Genomic DNA, 17,453 nt, shown 5'->3' with positions numbered 1-17,453 from the left:
TCCGCTCGAACTGGCGCTGCACGGCGCGGCGCAGGGATTGCCGCCCGCCGATCGCGCGCTGGTCCATGCCATCGCTGCCGAAACGCTGCGCCATCTGCCCGATCTCGACGCGCTGATCGACGGCGCGACGCAGCAGGTCTTGCCGCCCGATGCCAAGGCGCGGATGGTGTTGCGCATTGCGCTCGTCCAGACGCTGGCGCTCGACACGCCGCCCCATGCCGCAATCGCCACCGCGCTGCCGCTGGTCGATGGCGGCCCGCGCAAGTTGGTCCATGGCGTGTTCGGCACGGTGACGCGCGCTGCGCCGACGCTGCCCGTACCCCCCACGCTACCCGCCGAGGTCGCCGCCCGCTGGGACGCGCAATGGGGCGCGGCGATGGTCGAGGCGGCGGCCCGCGCCTATGCAATCCGGCCGCCCGTAGACATCAGCCTGCGCGACGCAGCGGAAACCGCGCGCTGGACCGAAGAATTGGGCGGCACCAGCCTCGCGCCGGGCCATGTCCGCTTGCCCGATGGCGTTCCTATTCCCGAATTGCCCGGCTTTGCCGAAGGCGCCTGGTGGGTGCAGGACATCGCCGCCTCCTGCGCCGCGCGGTTGCTGGGGCAGGGGGCAGGGCGCAGCGCGCTCGACCTGTGCGCCGCACCGGGCGGCAAGACGATGCAGTTGGCGGCGGCGGGCTGGCATGTCACCGCGCTCGACCAGTCCGCCAAGCGGCTGGAAAGGCTGACCGAAAACCTGACGCGCACCGGCCTTGTCGCCCAGGTCGCCCAGGCCGATCTGCGCATATGGCAGCCCGACGCGCCGGTCGATGCGATCCTGCTCGACGCGCCCTGCACCGCGACCGGCATCTATCGCCGCCACCCCGACGTGCTGCACCGCATCGGCGCACGCCAGATAGAGGAGTTGGCGACGTTGCAGGGCGACCTGCTCGCCCGCGCCGCCGATTGGGTCAAGCCGGACGGGCGCATCATCTACGCCACCTGCTCGCTGGAACAGGCGGAGGGGGAAGACCAGATCACCCGCTTCCTCGCCGCGCGGCCCGATTTCGCCATCGACCCGGTGCGGTCCGGCGAATTGCCCGACGGCTTTGCCCCGACGCCGGGCGGCTGGCTGCGCACCTTGCCCGATACGCTGGCCGAACGCGGCGGCGCGGACGGATTTTTCATTGTACGGCTTGCCAGGGCGGCGAACTAAGCCTTAACCATTAAACAGTTACGTTGCAGCCCGCCCTCATAGAAAAGGTGCATCTTGAGACCGATCGAGCCTCTGCCCCTGCATCATAGCTGGCCGCTGTTCGACCTGCATGACTATCTGGCGCCGGTTGCGCTCGATCCGTCGCTGGCGCGCAACGACGTCGCCCTGGCTGAACGGGGCCTTGGCCTATGGCATTGTGATCTGGCGAACGAAACGCTCAGCTGGACGGCGGGCGTCTATGACATGTTCGGGCTGGAACGGCATAGCGTCGTACCGCGAACCTTGTCCGTCTCGCTGTACGCATCGGAATCGCGGGAAGCGATGGAACGGTTGCGCAGCTATGCCATCCGCCACAAGCGCGGCTTCACGCTCGATGTCGATATTCACCAGGCCGACGGCATGGGCCAATGCGCCCTGCGCCTGATCGCGGCCCCCTTGCTGAACGAAGTCGGCGACGTCACAGCGCTACATGGCGTCAAGCAACTGCTGCCGCCCGGCGCCCCTTGCTCGCGCCGCCTCGACCCGACCGTCTTCGTGATGCTTTAGGCCCACCGCACAAACTTATCGTTTCATCGCCAAATCGCCGTTGCCCTGCGCCCAAGCCGTAGCTAAGGCAAACGGTTAATGACCACGCCCATTCTCATCTCCCCGTCCATCCTCTCCGCCGACTTCGCCCGCTTGGGCGAGGAGGTTCGCGCTATCGACGCTGCGGGCTGCGATTGGGTGCATATCGACGTCATGGACGGGCATTTCGTGCCCAACATCACGATCGGTCCCGCCGTCGTGAAGGCACTGCGCCCGCACAGCACCAAGCCATTCGACGTCCATCTGATGATCTCGCCGGTGGATCAATATCTCGACGCCTTCGCGCAGGCCGGCGCGGACATCATCACCGTTCATCCCGAAGCCGGGCCGCATATCCACCGCTCGATCCAGCATATCAAGTCGCTGGGCGTGCAGGCGGGTGTGGTTTTGAACCCCGGCACCCCGGCCAAGATGCTCGATTATCTGATCGACGATGTCGACCTCATCCTTGTAATGAGCGTCAATCCCGGCTTCGGCGGGCAGAGCTTCATCATGAACCAGCTGCGCAAGATCGAGGCGATCCGCAAGATGATCGACAAGTCGGGCCGCGACATCCGCTTGCAGGTCGACGGCGGCATTGACCTCACCACCGCGCCCATGGCCATCGCCGCGGGAGCCGACGTGCTGGTCGCGGGCACCGCTACCTTCCGGGGCGGGCCGGACGCCTATGCCGACAATATTCGGAAGCTGCGGGGCGGGTGAACGACGCGCGGCGCATCTCCCCCGCTTCCACCGGGCAAGCGGCCGATCCCGTGGCCACGGACGATGGAATAGAACAGGGCAAGCGCCTCATCCGCGTCGCGGATGACAAAGGGCTGTCGCTGGCGCAGCGGATCGCCAATCATTTCTACCTGCTCAGCTGGAAGACGCCGATCCACGGCCGCAAGCTGCGCGGCAAATATCCGCTCAAGCTGCTGGCCGTGCCCGACGACGACATCCCCGGCGATGCGCGGGCGGGGCAGGCACTCCGCGCTGGCTATTTCCTGTTCCGCGGCCGCAAGCAGATCATCGACACGGTCGATTTCGCCCGGCTCGATCTTGGCCCGGCTTTTGCCGACCATATCCACAGCTTCCGCTGGCTGCGCGATCTCGCCAGCACGGCAACCCGCGAGCAGGCCGCGCCGATCGCCGAAGGGGTAATGCGGCGCTGGCTGGCGGCCCATGCCGAAACGCCGAGCGAACCGGCCTGGCGCGCCGACAATGCGGGCTGGCGGCTGCTGTTCTGGACCGCCCATGCGCCGCTGATCCTGTCATCGAGCGACCTTGTCTATCGCTCGCTGGTTCTCAACTGCATTGCCCGCACCGCCCGGCATCTCGACCGCATTGCCGACAAGGCCGCGATGGGCCTGCCGCGCATCGTCGCCTGGAGCGCTATCGTCGCGGCCTCGATGCTGATCCCCGGCGGCGCGTCCCGCAAGATTTTCGGCGAGGCGGGCCTCAAGCGCGCGATCGAGAGCAGCTTCCACCCCGATGGCGGCATCGTGTCGCGATCACCCTTGGCGCAGGTCGAGGCGGTGATGGCGCTTGCCATGCTGCGTGCGGTCTATGACGTCCGCCGCGAAACGATACCTGCCTTTCTGGACGAAGGCCTTGGCCGCGCGGTTCCGGCGCTGCTGGGCCTGATCCATGGCGATGGCGGGTTGGGGAGCTGGCAGGGTGCAGGCGCGATCGATCCTGTCACCGTCAACGCCGTGGTGCAGGCCAGCCGCGTGCGCAGCCGTCCGCTGCGGCAGGCGCGCGACTGGGGCTATCAACGTATTGCGGCAGGCACGACCGTTGTGCAGGTCGATGCCGCGCCGCCGCCGGTTGCCCGGCTCGCCGAAGCCGGTTGCGCGTCTACAGGCGCGATCGAAATCAGCGACGGCCCGCATCGGCTGGTCGTCAATTGCGGCGGCGCGGGGCTGGAAGGGGCATGGATTCCCGCAGACCTCGCCCAAGGACTGCGCACCACCGCCGCGCACAGCACGCTGGTGCTGGACGATTGCAACAGCACCGCGCTCTTGCCCGACGGCACGCTGGGCAAGGGCGTGACCGAGGTGGAGTTGAACCGGCAGGAGCTGGACAATGGCAGCCGGGTCGACCTGTCGCACGACGGCTATGTCCGGCGGCTGGGCTATATCCACCGCCGCCTGCTGCTAGTCAGTGGCGACGGCAAGGAAATACGGGGCGAGGATATGCTGACCCCGGCCGAACGACGCCGCAAGCCGTCGAAACTGCCCGTCATGCTGCGCTTCCATCTCGCGCCCGGTGTCGAGCCGACGCTGACCGCCGACAGCCAGGGTGCGCTGCTGCGCGTCGATATGGGGGCACTCTGGCAGTTCCGCACCGGTACGGGCGTGCTGAGCGTCGAGGAAAGCCTGTGGGTCGATGCCGATGGCCGTCCGCACCCGACACGCCAGCTGGTGGTGACCAGTGAGGCGCTGCCGGGCGGGGCAAGCATCGGCTGGCTGTTCAAACGGTCAGGCTAAGCGCAGGCGAATCACTCCCGCCAGCTTTTGTCGATCCGGTCGATCACCCGCACCATCGCCTGAAAATCGGGCACGCCCGGCCCGACCGGCAATTGAATCCCCGATAAGTCGCGCTGATGCACCGCGATCACTTCTGGCGCGATCTCCATCGGTGTGCCCGCTGCGCCCGCTGCCACCTGAATTTCGCAGGCGCGCTGGAGCGACCAATGTTTCAAAAAGGCTTCGGGCAGGGTGGAGGCCATGACCAGCGTGCCATGGTTGCGCAGCATCATCACCCGCTTGTCCCCCAGATTGGCGACCAGCCGTTCGCCCTCTTCGGGGCGAATCGTGATGCCTTCGAAATCATGATAGGCGATCTGCCCGGTAAAGGCGGCGGCGTAGAAGCTGATCGGCCGCAACCCTTCGCGCGTCGCGCTGACCGCCATCCCCGCCGTCGTATGGGTGTGGATGATGCAATGGGCGTCGGGCAGATAGCGGTGAAAGACGCTATGCTGGGTGAAGCCCGCGCGGTTGACCGGATAGGGGCTGCCATCCAGCACCGTGCCATCGATGTCGATCTTGACCAGGTTGGATGCGCATACCTCTGCATAACCCAGCCCGAACGGGTTGATCAGGAAGGCATTGTCCTCACCCGGCACGCGCAGGGTGATGTGATTGTAGATCAGTTCCGACCAGCCCATATGCTCGAAAATGCGGTAGCAGGCGGCAAGCTGCTGGCGTGCTTCCCATTCGGCGGTGGACATGTCGGTGCGTTCTGCGGCGCTGGCCATGGGCGATCCTCTCTTATAGTCTTGCCCGACATCATCGGCCTTTCCGGCATGGGAGTCGAGACTCTGCATGCTTAAGGGTTGATGTGCCGCGACTCTACTGGTAGGGCGCGCTCCACACGGCGTAGGGTGACCTGCGACGACTCATTGGCTTTGCTATTCGGTCGGGCTGTCGGGACGGATCATAGAATCCCGGCGAACCGCTCGTTTTCGATTGGAGATAGACGGACTTATGCAGATCATCGTTCGCGACAATAATGTCGACCAGGCCCTCCGCGCGCTCAAGAAGAAGCTGCAGCGTGAAGGCGTGTATCGCGAAATGAAGCTGCGTCGTCACTACGAGAAGCCTTCGGAAAAGCGTGCCCGTGAAAAGGCTGCTGCTGTCCGTCGCGCGCGCAAGATGGACCGCAAGCGCGCCGAACGCGACGGCGCGAAGTAAGCGCCGTTCGGGGCGGCATGCGCCGTCCCGCTTTCCTGCTGCTATCCCGCCCCTAATTGCGAGACTTGTCGCCATGTCCACGACGGCTGTTCCCCTTCGTTCCATAGCCAAGGGGTCGCTGACGCGCCTCTGGATCGGTGTCGCTGCCATAGCGCTGGCGGCAGGCGGTCTCGCCTGGGCGGGCCAGCAGCATGTCGAATCGACGCCCTCGGCATTCCTGGCGGACAATGCCGATGCCGAAGGCGTGGTGACGACCGAATCGGGTCTGCAATATAAGGTCCTGACCGAAGGCACCGGCCCCAGCCCGACCACCGCCGACGTAGCGCTGGTGGGCTATAAGGGCACGTTGCTCGACGGCACCGTATTCGATGAGAATCCGCAGGCGCCAATGCCGGTCGATGGCGTCGTGCCCGGCTTCTCCGAAGGCCTGCAGAAGATGAAGAAGGGCGGTAAATACCGTCTCTGGATCCCGGCAGAACTGGGTTACGGCGATCAGGCCGCTGGCCCGATCCCGGCAGGGTCCGTGCTGGTGTTCGACGTCGAACTGCACGACTTCAAGTCCCGCGCCGAAATCATGCAGATGCAGCAGATGATGCAGCAACAGCAGGGTGGCGCGCCGGGTGCAGCGCCCCAGCCGATGCCGGGCAACTAATCGCCAAAGCCAAATGAGATTTGAAAAAGGGGCCAATGATCGGCCCCTTTTTTATGCCTTCGGCATGGCGGCGTCACCCCGGATAGCGGATCGCCATCACCTCATATTCCTTTTCGCCCGATGGCAGGATGACGCGGCGCACATCGCCGATGGCGGCACCGCGCAGGGCGCGGGCGATGGGGGAGGACCAGCCGATGCGGCCGGCATCGACGTCGGTTTCGTCATTGCCGACCAGCGTGACAGTGCGGTGGGCGTCATCCTCGTCGGCGATGGTGACGGTCGCGCCGAAATAGACGCGGCTCTGGTCTGGCTGCTGGCGGGCATCGACGACCTTGGCGTCCTTCATCTTCTTTGACAGGCGTTTCAACTGCCCATCAATCTCGCGCATCCGCTTGCGGCCATAAAGATAGTCGCCATTTTCGGACCGGTCACCATTGCCCGCCGCCCAGCTCACCACTTCGACCACCGCCGGGCGCTCGACGCCCAGCAGATGGTCATATTCCGCGCGTAATTTCGCAAAGCCTTCGGGGGATATGTAATTGGGATAGGGGGTGGTCATAGGATGGCCCTATCGCGTGTCACGGGCTTTAGGCAATTTTGTTCACGCGGAGGCGCGGAGACGCGGAGAAGATTAGGCGGGCTTCCCCTTTCTTCTCCGCGCCTTCGCGCCTCCGCGTGAACCAAAATTACCCTGGCGTCTGCTTGCCGAGATAGCGGCTCAATACCGCGCTGGTCCCGCGGAACCGCGCCCGTTCCGGGTTCATCGCTTCATAGACCACCGCATTTTCCAGCACCCGCTGCACATAATTGCGGGTCTCGAAAATCGGGATCTGCTCGATCCAGCGCAGCATGTCGGCCCCCGGCATACGCGGGTCGCCATTGGCGCGGATCCATTTGTTCACATTGCCCGGCCCGGCATTATAGGCTGCAACCGCGAGCGGATAAGCCCCGCCATAATAATCGAGCATCCGCTGAAAATAGCCCGAACCCAGCATGATATTATAGCTGGGATCGTTGAGCGAGGCCGGGTTGTAGCCCATGCCCATCTTGCCCGCCTGCTCGCGCGCGGTGCCCGGCATCAACTGCATCAGGCCGCGGGCCCCTGCATGGCTGACGATCTGCTTGTCGAACTGGCTCTCCTGCCGCGCGATGGCGTGGATCATGGTCCAGCTATGCTGCGCCTGCGGCGGCACGGGCACGCGCGGGAAAGCGGTCGCGCCATAGCCCGTCAGGCCGCTCGACACCGCACGACGCCCCACCATGACGCTCATGTCGGGGCGACCGATATTCTGCGCCAGTTGCCCCGCCAGGACATGATCGACATCATTGTCGGCGCCGTTGGCGATGGCGCGGGCAAAGACGCCCTGATCCTGCCAATAGCCCATCTGCCCCAGCGCCTTGACCGCGCGGACGACCGAGCGGGATTCGAAGGCGGCGCGGTCGGCCGCGGAAATCTGCACCGGCCTTTCGGCGGCGGGCGGCGGCGGGATCGGACGGCCCAGCCGTTCGAGCGACAATTGCCCGTAAAATTGATCGGGATAAATGCCGGCTTGGCCGAAATAATTGTTGGCGGTGGCAGGGTCGCCCGCCTGCAACGCGGCCCGCCCCGCCCAATAATAGCCCTTCGACTTGGTCTGCGGCGATTTGGCGGCGTCCGCATAGCGACGGAACATCGTCATCGCGTCGGTCGGGCGATTGAGATTGTAGAAGGCCGTCGTGCCCGCCAGCCAGGCCAGGCTGGTATAATCGTCGCGCACGCCCAGCGCCTGATCGCTCACATCAATGCCGGGCGGCACCGCATCGTCGATCTTGCTGGCGATGCCATAGGCAAAGCTCCACTGGCTGTCATTGGCGGCGCCGCGCGCCTGCCCCAGCAGCACTTCGTAGAATTTCTCGGCGTCGGTCGGACGATAGGTCAGCGGGGTGCGGTTCGCGAGATATTGGCGCGCCGCCACCCAGTTGCCGGTGTCGCGCAGCCAGGCGGCCTTGTCGGCGACGAATCCGGCATCGCTCGCCCCGACCGGTTCGGCCATCTGCATCAACATAGCCGCGTCGCTGCTCTTGCGGCGGAAAGCGATGCGCGCCTGATAGACCGGGCGGCGGGCCGGACTGACATAGGCCAATATCCGCTCCGCGCCGCTGACATCATTGCCCCACAGCAATTTGTCGGCGCGCTGATCATGATCGGCCGCGGTCAGGCCAGTGCCGAACAGGGACAGCAACCGCGCTTCGTCGGCCGCGCTCAGCGATCCACCGATCCAGGCATTGCGCGCGGCGACCCGCGCCTCGTCCATCCGGCCGACCTGCATCAAAGCGGTCGCGTTGCGGGCATGGCCGACCGCCGTGCGCGCGGGGAAGCGCGCGAAGAAGGCGGTCACCTGGCGCGGATCATAGCTGTCGGGGTTGATCCCGGTTTCAGCCAAGCGCCGCATCCGGTCCTCGCCCGGCCAGCCGGGGTGGGTGGTGATGAAACTGGCATAGGTGGAAAAGCCCAGGCCATCGCTCTGCTGCAGCGCGCGCCACTGGTTGATCGTCGCCGTGATGGCCCCGTCGCTCGGCTGGCCGACGCGGCTGGCGACCTGGTTCCACTGGCTCGACGGCGTGGCCTGTCCGGGCAGCGGCTGGACCACGGCACCGGGCGGATAGGCGGCGGGCGGCGCGGGGGGCTGTCCCTCGGTCTGGGCGCTGGCGCCGGCGGTGAACAGCAAAAGGGCAATAAGGGGCATGCGAATCAGGGTACTTTCGACAGGAGGGGGCGTCGACATGCTGGACATAATCGCAATTGCATCCTTATCAGGCCCTGAATGACGCGCTATAGCGCGCCGCTTGCCCGATCATGCCCCGGCCGCCCGGAGAATTGAAGGAGTTAAATCATGTTTTCCGGCTCAATTCCGGCTCTGGTGACCCCGTTTCGCGACGGACGGGTGGATGAAGCAGCGTTTCGCGCGTTGGTCGACTGGCAGATCGCGGAAGGATCGAGCGCGCTCGTACCCTGCGGCACGACCGGCGAAAGCGCAACCATGACGGTCGAGGAGCATAATCGCGTCATCGCGATCTGCGTCGATCAGGCGGCGGGGCGTGTGCCCGTCATCGCAGGCTGCGGCTCGAACGACACGCGCATCGCGCTGGAGCATATGTATGCCGCGCAAGGGGCGGGGGCCGACGCTGCGCTGGTTGTCGCGCCTTATTATAACAAGCCCAACCAGGATGGCGTCTATCAGCATTTCGCCTATCTGGCCGAACGCTGCGCCCTGCCGATCATCCTCTATAATGTGCCCAGCCGGACCATCACCGACATCGGCGTGCCGGTGATCCATCGCCTGTCCGAAGAATTTCAGACGATCGTCGGGATCAAGGACGCCACCGGCAATCTGGGGCGCGTCACCGCGCAGCGGCTCGCCTGCCACCCGGATTTCTGCCAATTGTCGGGCAATGACGAAACCGCGCTGGGATTCAATGCCATGGGCGGCAAGGGGTGCATTTCCGTCACCGCCAATGTCGCGCCGCGCCTGTGCGCCGATTTTCAGGCCGCCTGTGCCGCGCATGATTGGGATGGTGCCTTGGCGCTGCAGGATCGTCTCTACCCCTTGCATGATGCTCTGTTCAGCGATTCTTCACCTGGCCCGGTCAAATATGCGCTCACGCGCGTTCGGCCCGACATGCCCGGCGACGTCCGCCTGCCGATCACCTGGCCGTCGGAATCGAGCCGGTCGGCGGTCGATCGCGCGCTGGAGATTGCGGGACTGGTTTAAGGATTTGGTTATTGCCTGTGCATACCCCATCTTCCGTTCGTCCTGAGTAGGCATTGAGCTTGTCGAAATGCCGTATCGAAGGACTGAGTGGCGTGCCGATGCTTCGATACGGAGCTTCGCCTTCGCTCAGCCCCTACTCAGCACGAACGGCAGTTTAGATATTTGGTGTTAGATTAATTTATGGCCCGCCCGCGTCCCGTCACTTTCGACAAGAAGAAGATCGTCGCCGAAAACCGGCGCGCACGGTTCGATTATTTTATCGAGGATGTGTTCGAGGCGGGCATCGCCCTGCAAGGCACTGAAGTGAAGGCGCTGCGCGGCGGCGAGGGCAATATCGCCGAAAGCTATGCCGAGGTGAAGGGTAACCAGGTGTTTCTGGTGAACAGCAACATCCCCGAATATAGCCATGGTAACCGCGAAAACCACGAGCCCAAGCGGCCCCGCAAGCTGCTGTTGCACGAACGCGAGATCGAAAAAATGCACAGCGCCGTGTCGCGCAAGGGCATGACGCTGGTCCCGCTGATGGTCTATTTCAACAGCCAGGGCCGGGCCAAGATCGAACTGGCGCTGGCCAAGGGCAAGCAGACCCACGACAAGCGCGAGACGATCAAGGACCGCGACTGGAAGCGCGACCAGCAGCGCATCATGCGGGACAAGGGCTGATGGACAATCGCTTCAGCCGCTGGTGGCACGCCAACGCCCCGACCCGCGAGTCGCTGGAGCATAACAAGTTTCTGGCGCCGGTCGCGCATCGGGTGCTGGAACCCTCGCTCTGGCGCTTTACCCGCCGCTCGGTGCCGCGCGGGGTGGCGCTAGGGCTGTTGGTCGGCATCTTCCTGCTGATCCCCGGCATTCAGATTGCCGGGGCAGCGCTGCTGGCGCTGCCGTTCCGCGCGAATATCCCGGTCGCGGCCGCCATGACCTTCCTGTCCAACCCCGCGACGACGCCGCTGATCTTATGGCTGTCGGTCTATATCGGCAACTGGATGCTGGGCCGCAGCGCCGATGCATCGGGCTTCATGGCGCTGGTCGATGACCATGCGACGATCGGCCAGTGGACCGCTTGGCTGGTGTCGGAAGCGGCGCCTGCGATGCTGCTGGGCCTCGCGATCATATCCGTGGTGTCCGCGATCGTCGGCTATGTCGTGGCTGACTGGTTCTGGCGCCATCGCATGGGCCGCAAGTGGCAGGCGCGCAAATTGAGGATTGGCAAGGTCCACGAAAGCAGCGCAAGGGAAGAAATCGCGCCGGTCTGAACCGGGGCGATAGGGAACCAATGCTGGTGCAAGGGGAAGGCCGATCATGGCCGCGCGGCTGAACAAGGATGGAGAAGCATGGCTGACGCAGCCATCTTCGCGCCTCGCGCTGCCGCTCTTGCTGCTGGCGGCTGCGCTTTCGGCCGCGCTGGTTTTCTACGCGATCAGTGACGCCGCGCTGGCCGCCGGGTTCGCGGCGACCCTGCTGGTCATTGCCGCATTGATGGCCTGGGCGCGCCGCCTTTACCCTGCGCATGTCGTGGCGGGCGAAGCCACCCCCGACTGGACCGTGGCCCGCGCCGCGGCCGACGCCTCCAGCATGGCGATCGCGGTCACGGATCGGGCCGGGCGGCTGGTCTGCGCCAGCGACCTGTTCGGCCAATGGTTCCCCGGCTACCCCACCCCGCCCGGCGTCACCGGCGAAGCGGCGCTGACCGAGAGCCTGTCGCTGGCCTCGCGCGCCGCCTGGCGCGATGGCGAAGCGCGGGTCGAGGGGGTGGCGCAGGGCGGGCTTCGGCTCGACGTTGATATCGCCCGCACGGGCCGCGCGGAGGATTATCTGCTCTGGCGCTTCACGCCGGTCCGCCAGCCGAGCGCGCTGGACGATGTCCACCGGCTGCTGACCGGGGAGGCGGGCCGCCAATTGGGCGAAGCGGGCGTGATGGCCGTCATGATCGGTGGCGAAGGCCGCATCCGCGCCGCCAACGGTGCTTTCCTGCTCCGGGCAGCCGGACGGATCGATGCCAATATCATCGGCCGCGATTTCGCCGCGCATATGCGGGTCGACGACAAGTCGCGATTGTTCCTGGCCCGCGAGGAGCAAGGCGGGCTGCCGCTCCGCTTGCTGCAAGTGCCGTTGAAGCGGGCGACCCAGGCCAATGGCGCGCAGGGTTCGGCGCAGGACGGCCCGATGTTGCTGCTGCTGATCGACGAACCGGCCGGTGGCGGCGGCACGTCGGCGCTCTCCTATATCGAAACTTTGCTCTCGCTGCTGCCCTTTGGCCTTGCCATGGCGGATCGCGACGGACGCGTGCTGTTCGTCAACAATGCCTTTGCGCGCGTGGTGGGCCTCAAGCCCGGCGAAACGCCCAGCTATCCCGGCGATCTCGTGGTGCGGGAAGATCAGGCGGCGGTCGCCGACGCGGTGCGGCGCTTTGCCGTCGGCCCGCAAATGTCGGGCGACATCGCCGTGCGGATGCGCGACCAGCCCGACGAACCCGTGGCGCTCAGCCTGGCGGGCGTGCGCGGCCTGGGCGAAGCGGCGGTGCTGCTCAGCCTCAAGGACAATAGCGAGGAGAGCAAGCTCAAGCGGCAGGTGGCGCAGGCGACCAAGATGCAGGCGATCGGCCAGCTGGCGGGTGGCGTGGCCCACGATTTCAACAATATCCTGACCGCGATCATCGGCCATTGCGACCTGATGCTGATGCGCCATGCGCCCGGCGACAGCGATTATGACGATCTTCAACAGATCAAGTCGAACAGCAACCGCGCGGCGGGCCTGACCCGGCAATTGCTCGCCTTTTCGCGCCAGCAGACGTTGCGCCCGCAAATCCTGCAACTGCCCGACATCGTCGCCGACGTGTCCAACCTCTTGAAACGCCTGCTTGGCGAAAATGTGAAGCTGGAGGTCAATCATGGCCGTAACCTCGGCGCAGTGCGTGCCGACCCCGGCCAGATGGAGCAGGTGATCGTCAACTTGGCGGTCAACGCCCGCGATGCCATGCCCGAAGGCGGCACGCTCAATATCCAGACCTATGCCGTGCCCGCGATCAAGGTGCGCGAGATGCGCCAGCAGATCTTGCCCGCCGGCGACTATAGCGCGCTGCGTGTGTCGGACACCGGGCTTGGCATCCCGCCCGACATATTGGCCAAGATTTTCGAACCCTTCTTCACCACCAAGGAATTGGGCAAGGGCACCGGCCTTGGCCTTTCCACCGTCTATGGCATCGTCAAGCAATCGGGCGGCTATATCTTCGCTGAATCGGAGATGGGGCGCGGGGCGAGCTTCGTCATCTATCTGCCGGTCTATGCCGGGGCCGATGCGCAGGAGGTCGCGCCGGTCAAGGCGCCGGTCAAGCGCAGCGAGACATGGGGCACCGGCACGATCCTGCTGGTGGAGGACGAAGACATGGTCCGCGCCGTCGCCGAACGCGCGCTGACGCGGCAGGGCTATACCGTGCTGACCGCCAATGACGGCGAACAGGGGCTGGAAGTGCTGGCGAACACCGACAAGATCGACCTGCTCATTTCGGATGTGGTCATGCCCAATATGGACGGCCCGTCGATGGTCGCCCGCGCCCGGCGCGCCCGGCCTGACCTCCCGGTCTTGTTCATGTCCGGCTATGCCGAGGAGCAATTGCGCAAATCGATCGACATCGCCAATGTGGCCTTCCTGCCCAAACCCTTTTCCGTCAGCCAGCTGGCGGAGGCCGCGCGCGACGCGATGGCGGTCAGGTCGCCGATCGATTGAGCTTGCGTTGGATCAGAGCAATTATGCTGGGCAAGCCTGCGGCGATACGGTAGCGGACGAGCATCGCAAACAGGGGACTGCCACGCATGACTGAAGGCAAAAGCATTTTGATCGTCGAAGATGAAGCGATGATCGGGATGATGCTGGAAGATTATCTCGACGCATTGGGCTATCGACTGCATGCGGTGGCCGCCAGCGTCGATGAAGCCTGCGCCTATGCGCGCGACGGTGGTTTCGACGCAGCGCTGGTCGATTGTAATCTTCATGGTGAAAAAAGCTGGCCGGTCGCCGACCTGCTGGCGCAACAGTCGATCCCCTTCGTCTTCGCGACCGGCGGCATGGCCGACGATCTGCCGCCGGCACATGCCGACCGACCGACACTGGCCAAGCCCTTTACGATCGGCGCGGTCGAACGGGCGCTCGGCAAGATATTCGCGGCCTGATAGGAAATTTCCGTTCCCCTCTTGTTCTGGTAGAACAAAAGAGATACATCATGACCAAGACGCCGACCGAGTCGGCGGCTCCGCTTGACAGGAGATTGGCTCATGACCGCAATGCTATCCCTCATCGATTCCAAGAAGAACGGGACTATGGACAGACAGAAAGCATTGGACGCGGCGCTGGCCCAGATCGACCGCGCCTTTGGCAAGGGCAGCGCGATGAAGCTGGGGTCGCGCGAGAAGCTGGAGATCGAAGCGATCTCGACCGGCTCGCTCGGCCTCGACATCGCGCTTGGCATTGGCGGCCTGCCCAAGGGGCGGATCATCGAGATTTACGGCCCGGAAAGTTCGGGCAAGACGACGCTGGCGCTGCACGCCATCGCCGAAGCGCAGAAGATCGGCGGTACGGCCGCATTTGTTGACGCCGAACATGCGCTTGATCCGGGCTATGCCAAGAAACTGGGCGTCAACATCGACGAACTGATCGTGTCGCAGCCCGATACGGGCGAGCAGGCGCTCGAAATCGTCGATACGCTGGTGCGCTCGAACGCCATCGACATCCTGGTGATCGATTCGGTCGCGGCGCTGGTGCCGCGCGCGGAAATCGAGGGCGAGATGGGCGACAGCCATGTCGGTTTGCAGGCACGCCTGATGAGCCAGGCGCTGCGCAAGCTGACCGGCTCGATCTCGCGGTCCAAATGCATGGTCATCTTCATCAACCAGGTGCGGATGAAGATCGGCGTGATGTACGGCAACCCGGAAACCACGACCGGCGGCAACGCGCTCAAATTCTACGCTTCGGTCCGCCTCGACATTCGTCGCACCGGACAGATCAAGGATCGCGACGATATCGTCGGCAACGCAACCAAGGTAAAGGTGGTCAAGAACAAGGTCGCCCCGCCCTTCAAGCAGGTCGAATTCGACATCATGTATGGCGAAGGCATCTCGAAGATCGGCGAAATTCTCGACCTCGGCGTCAAAGCAGGGATCGTCGAGAAGTCGGGGGCCTGGTTCTCCTACGACTCGATCCGCATCGGCCAGGGCCGCGAAAATTCGAAGACTTTCCTCAAGGGCAATCCCGAACTGGCCGACAAGCTGGAAAAGGCGATCCGCGGCAAGACCGAACAGGTAGCCGAAGCCCTAATGACCGGACCCGAAGCGGATGACGATGACGAATAAGGGCTGACTGCCTTGTCCGGTCGGATCAGCCGGACGAGACAGCCCGGTTCGTGTGCGCTTTCGCTTCACGCACTGAAAAGGCCCGTCCCGTGGTGGGGCGGGCCTTTTACCATGGTCGGCGAGGCGGGTGCGGTCTGCTTTCCGATAGGATCGGCCGGACGCAAGAATATGTCGAAATGTGCGGGAAAAGTGCGAAGTTAAGCGCCCGCCACCATCCCCCTTGCCTTGTGCCTGCGGCTTCGCAATGTTGCTTTTGGAGCATGCGGACCCGGACTCCTTATCCGCGCGTTTGGCGCATATTCCCTGACAGAAAGGCATCCCATGCGCGTCGCGATCGAAGCGATACTGGACTATGATTTCGCCCAGCCAACCGACGTGCTCCTGGCGGTGGAGGCCGCCGCGATGCCCGACCAACGCATCGTCGAACAGTCCCACATCATCCAGAATGCCGGGCCTTTGACCAACAAGGTCGGCGGCAATGGCATTGGCCGCCGCACCTGGACCCGTACCGGCACTGGCCGGATGGTCAGCACGTTCCGCGCGACCGTGGACGTGGAGCGGCCGACCGTCGATCTTGCCACCCTCGACAAAAGCCCGCTTCCCAGCCTGCCCGAAGATGTGCTGCCCTTCATCTGGCCGAGCCGCTATTGCGAAGCCGACCGGTTCGTCAGCTTCGTCTGCGGCCATTTCCCCGACCTGGAGGGCGGCGCCTTGGTGCAGGCGCTGGTCCAATGGGTGAACGAGAATCTGGTCTATGTGTCGGGCAGCTCCGACGCCACCACCACGGCCGCCGACACGTTCGTCGCCCAGCAAGGCGTCTGCCGCGACTTCGCCCACCTGACCGCCGCCCTGATCCGCTCGCGCGACATTCCCGCGCGACTGGTGTCGGTCTATGCCCTCGGCCTTGAGCCACCGGACTTTCACGCCGTGGTCGAAGTCTGGCTCGACGGCGCCTGGCATCTGGTCGATTCGACGGGCCTTGCGCCGGTCGAAACCATGGTCCGCATCGCCGTCGGCCGCGACGCCACCGACATCGCCTTCATGACCATCTTCGGCGGGGGCCAGATGAACGCCCAGTCGATCAGCGTCACGCAGGTCGACGCCGAATAGTCGTCCGATGGGGCGGCCCGGTCGCCGCCCCATTCGACTCCAATCATCGCTCCTGCATTGACAGTGACCCCGCTTGCCCCGAAAAAGAACATAAAGGGAACAAGTGGAATGACCGAGTCGATTCACAGTCTCGCCGCGCTCAAGCGGCATATCGCCACGCTGGACCGCGCACCAGCGGCGGAAGCCTCGCCGCGCTTTAGCTGTGGCCCGGCGATGATGGACGCCGCACTGGGCGGCGGACTGGCGCAAGGCCGCGTGCATGAGATTTTCGCCAGCGTCGAAGAGGAAGGCGCCGCCGCTGGCCTCGCCCTGCTCTGGATGCGTCAGGCTGGGCGCGACGCACCCTTATTGTGGCTGCGCAACGCGACGGCGGTGCGGGTGGCGGGTGCGCCTTATGGTCCGGGGCTGGCGGCGCTGGGACTGGACCCGCAACGGTTGCTGATCGGCATGATGGCCGACGACGCCATGCTGCTGCGCGCCGCCGTGGATGCTTTGCGTTGCCCGGCGCTGGGCGCGCTGCTCATCGATCTGCGCGGCCCCGCGCCCTTGCTGGACCTGACCGCGAGCCGTCGATTGGCGCTGGCGGCGGAAACATCGGGCGTGACCGCGCTGCTGCTGCGGATCGGCGGTGATCCGGTGCCCAGTGCCGCCGAAACGCGCTGGCGCGTGGCGGCGGCCCCCTCCGCCCCGCTGTCGGGCCAGGCACCGGGCCAAAGCGCCTTCGATATCACCCTGCTGCGCCGCCGGGCAGGGCCGGACGGAATGACGTGGCGACTATATTGGGACAGCAACAGGGGCGAATTTGGAGACGCGGCAGATGAACGCCATGACGATGACGACATCCGCGACGCGCCGCTATCTGGCGCTGCATTTTCCCTTCCTGGCGCTGGACCGGCTGCGGGTCGCGCGGCCTGACCAATGGGCGGCGGGCGGCAACGGCCCGGCGGTCATCGTCGAACCGGTGCGCGGGGCGATCCGGCTCGCGAGTGTCGATGCCGACGGGTTGGCCATCGGCTTGCTGCCGGCCATGACCCTGGCCGACGCGAGCGCCCGCGAACCGGACCTGCGCGTGTTCGATGCCCAGCCGCATGCCGATCAGGATTGGCTCGAACGGCTGTGCGATGGCTGCGGGCGCTACAC

General features: G+C 65.0%; 17 protein-coding genes and 1 pseudogene. 15 read left to right on the top strand and 3 right to left on the bottom strand.

Going from position 1 to position 17,453, the window contains the following annotated elements; all coding sequences use genetic code 11:
* The 4 genes from IL54_RS18695 to IL54_RS18680 all read left to right on the top strand — a co-directional run.
* On the top strand, window positions 1–1,195 hold a 1,195-nt coding region (locus IL54_RS18695), incomplete at its 5' end, for an RsmB/NOP family class I SAM-dependent RNA methyltransferase (protein ID WP_193378884.1).
* A gap of 54 nt (window positions 1,196–1,249) precedes the next feature.
* Window positions 1,250–1,741 carry a hypothetical protein gene (locus IL54_RS18690; RefSeq protein ID WP_037477652.1) on the top strand — a complete coding sequence of 164 codons (492 nt, stop codon included), beginning with the start codon at window positions 1,250–1,252 and terminating at the stop codon, window positions 1,739–1,741.
* A gap of 78 nt (window positions 1,742–1,819) precedes the next feature.
* Window positions 1,820–2,482, top strand: a complete 663-nt coding sequence (rpe, locus tag IL54_RS18685) for a ribulose-phosphate 3-epimerase (protein WP_037477650.1) — start codon at window positions 1,820–1,822, stop codon at window positions 2,480–2,482.
* Window positions 2,479–4,248: a heparinase II/III family protein gene (locus IL54_RS18680; protein WP_037477647.1), complete on the top strand. Its 1,770-nt coding sequence runs from the start codon at window positions 2,479–2,481 to the stop codon at window positions 4,246–4,248. The genes rpe and IL54_RS18680 overlap by 4 nt, the downstream gene beginning before the upstream one ends.
* 11 nt (window positions 4,249–4,259) lie before the next feature.
* On the opposite strand, the gene IL54_RS18675 is transcribed toward IL54_RS18680, so the two are convergent.
* Window positions 4,260–5,018, bottom strand: a complete 759-nt coding sequence (locus IL54_RS18675; protein ID WP_037477644.1) for a class II aldolase/adducin family protein — start codon at window positions 5,016–5,018, stop codon at window positions 4,260–4,262.
* A 229-nt stretch (window positions 5,019–5,247) separates the two neighbouring features.
* Here IL54_RS18675 and rpsU point away from each other — a divergent pair, with 229 nt between their 5' ends.
* Together rpsU and IL54_RS18665 are read left to right on the top strand one after the other, a co-directional pair.
* Window positions 5,248–5,454, top strand: coding sequence for a 30S ribosomal protein S21 (gene rpsU, locus IL54_RS18670; RefSeq protein ID WP_006957190.1), 207 nt, complete (start codon window positions 5,248–5,250; stop codon window positions 5,452–5,454).
* A 73-nt stretch (window positions 5,455–5,527) separates the two neighbouring features.
* Window positions 5,528–6,106, top strand: a complete 579-nt coding sequence (locus IL54_RS18665) for an FKBP-type peptidyl-prolyl cis-trans isomerase (protein ID WP_037477641.1) — start codon at window positions 5,528–5,530, stop codon at window positions 6,104–6,106.
* Window positions 6,107–6,179: 73 nt separating this feature from the next.
* On the opposite strand, the gene greB is transcribed toward IL54_RS18665, so the two are convergent.
* The gene (gene greB / locus IL54_RS18660; protein WP_037477639.1) at window positions 6,180–6,665 is read right to left on the bottom strand and encodes a transcription elongation factor GreB; all 486 of its coding nucleotides are present in this window, start codon (window positions 6,663–6,665) and stop codon (window positions 6,180–6,182) included.
* Between the two features lie 127 nt (window positions 6,666–6,792).
* Window positions 6,793–8,880 carry a lytic transglycosylase domain-containing protein gene (locus IL54_RS18655; protein ID WP_037477637.1) on the bottom strand — a complete coding sequence of 696 codons (2,088 nt, stop codon included), beginning with the start codon at window positions 8,878–8,880 and terminating at the stop codon, window positions 6,793–6,795.
* A gap of 99 nt (window positions 8,881–8,979) precedes the next feature.
* On the opposite strand from IL54_RS18655, the gene dapA reads away from it, so the two are divergent.
* The 9 genes and pseudogenes from dapA to IL54_RS25070 all read left to right on the top strand — a co-directional run.
* A complete protein-coding gene (gene dapA, locus IL54_RS18650; protein ID WP_037477635.1) occupies window positions 8,980–9,858 on the top strand; it encodes a 4-hydroxy-tetrahydrodipicolinate synthase in 879 nt (292 codons plus the stop codon).
* A 180-nt stretch (window positions 9,859–10,038) separates the two neighbouring features.
* Complete coding sequence (gene smpB, locus IL54_RS18645; RefSeq protein WP_037477634.1) at window positions 10,039–10,521, top strand: SsrA-binding protein SmpB; 483 nt, start codon at window positions 10,039–10,041, stop codon at window positions 10,519–10,521.
* On the top strand, window positions 10,521–11,114 hold the full coding sequence (locus IL54_RS18640; RefSeq protein ID WP_037477632.1) for a DUF2062 domain-containing protein: 594 nt from the start codon (window positions 10,521–10,523) through the stop codon (window positions 11,112–11,114). The genes smpB and IL54_RS18640 overlap by 1 nt, the downstream gene beginning before the upstream one ends.
* A 46-nt stretch (window positions 11,115–11,160) precedes the next feature.
* A complete protein-coding gene (locus tag IL54_RS18635; RefSeq protein ID WP_052027750.1) occupies window positions 11,161–13,584 on the top strand; it encodes a response regulator in 2,424 nt (807 codons plus the stop codon).
* An 86-nt stretch (window positions 13,585–13,670) separates the two neighbouring features.
* On the top strand, window positions 13,671–14,027 hold the full coding sequence (locus IL54_RS18630; protein WP_037477630.1) for a response regulator: 357 nt from the start codon (window positions 13,671–13,673) through the stop codon (window positions 14,025–14,027).
* Between the two features lie 102 nt (window positions 14,028–14,129).
* Window positions 14,130–15,203 (top strand): recombinase RecA, encoded by a 1,074-nt coding sequence (recA, locus tag IL54_RS18625; protein ID WP_037477628.1) that lies wholly within the window; start codon window positions 14,130–14,132, stop codon window positions 15,201–15,203.
* 321 nt (window positions 15,204–15,524) lie between these two features.
* Window positions 15,525–16,313, top strand: a complete 789-nt coding sequence (locus tag IL54_RS18620; protein WP_037477626.1) for a transglutaminase-like domain-containing protein — start codon at window positions 15,525–15,527, stop codon at window positions 16,311–16,313.
* Window positions 16,314–16,421: 108 nt separating this feature from the next.
* Window positions 16,422–17,228, top strand: coding sequence for an ImuA family protein (locus IL54_RS18615; protein WP_037477624.1), 807 nt, complete (start codon window positions 16,422–16,424; stop codon window positions 17,226–17,228).
* Window positions 17,140–17,453, top strand: a pseudogene (locus tag IL54_RS25070) (DNA polymerase Y family protein); the annotation flags it as partial. The gene IL54_RS18615 and the pseudogene IL54_RS25070, both read left to right, overlap by 89 nt.

Origin of the sequence: Sphingobium sp. ba1 (genome assembly GCF_000743655.1) — a bacterium.
GTDB lineage: Bacteria > Pseudomonadota > Alphaproteobacteria > Sphingomonadales > Sphingomonadaceae > Sphingobium.
The sequence above is the reverse complement of the archived record's forward strand: the minus strand, read 5'-3'. Positions and strand labels throughout refer to the sequence as shown.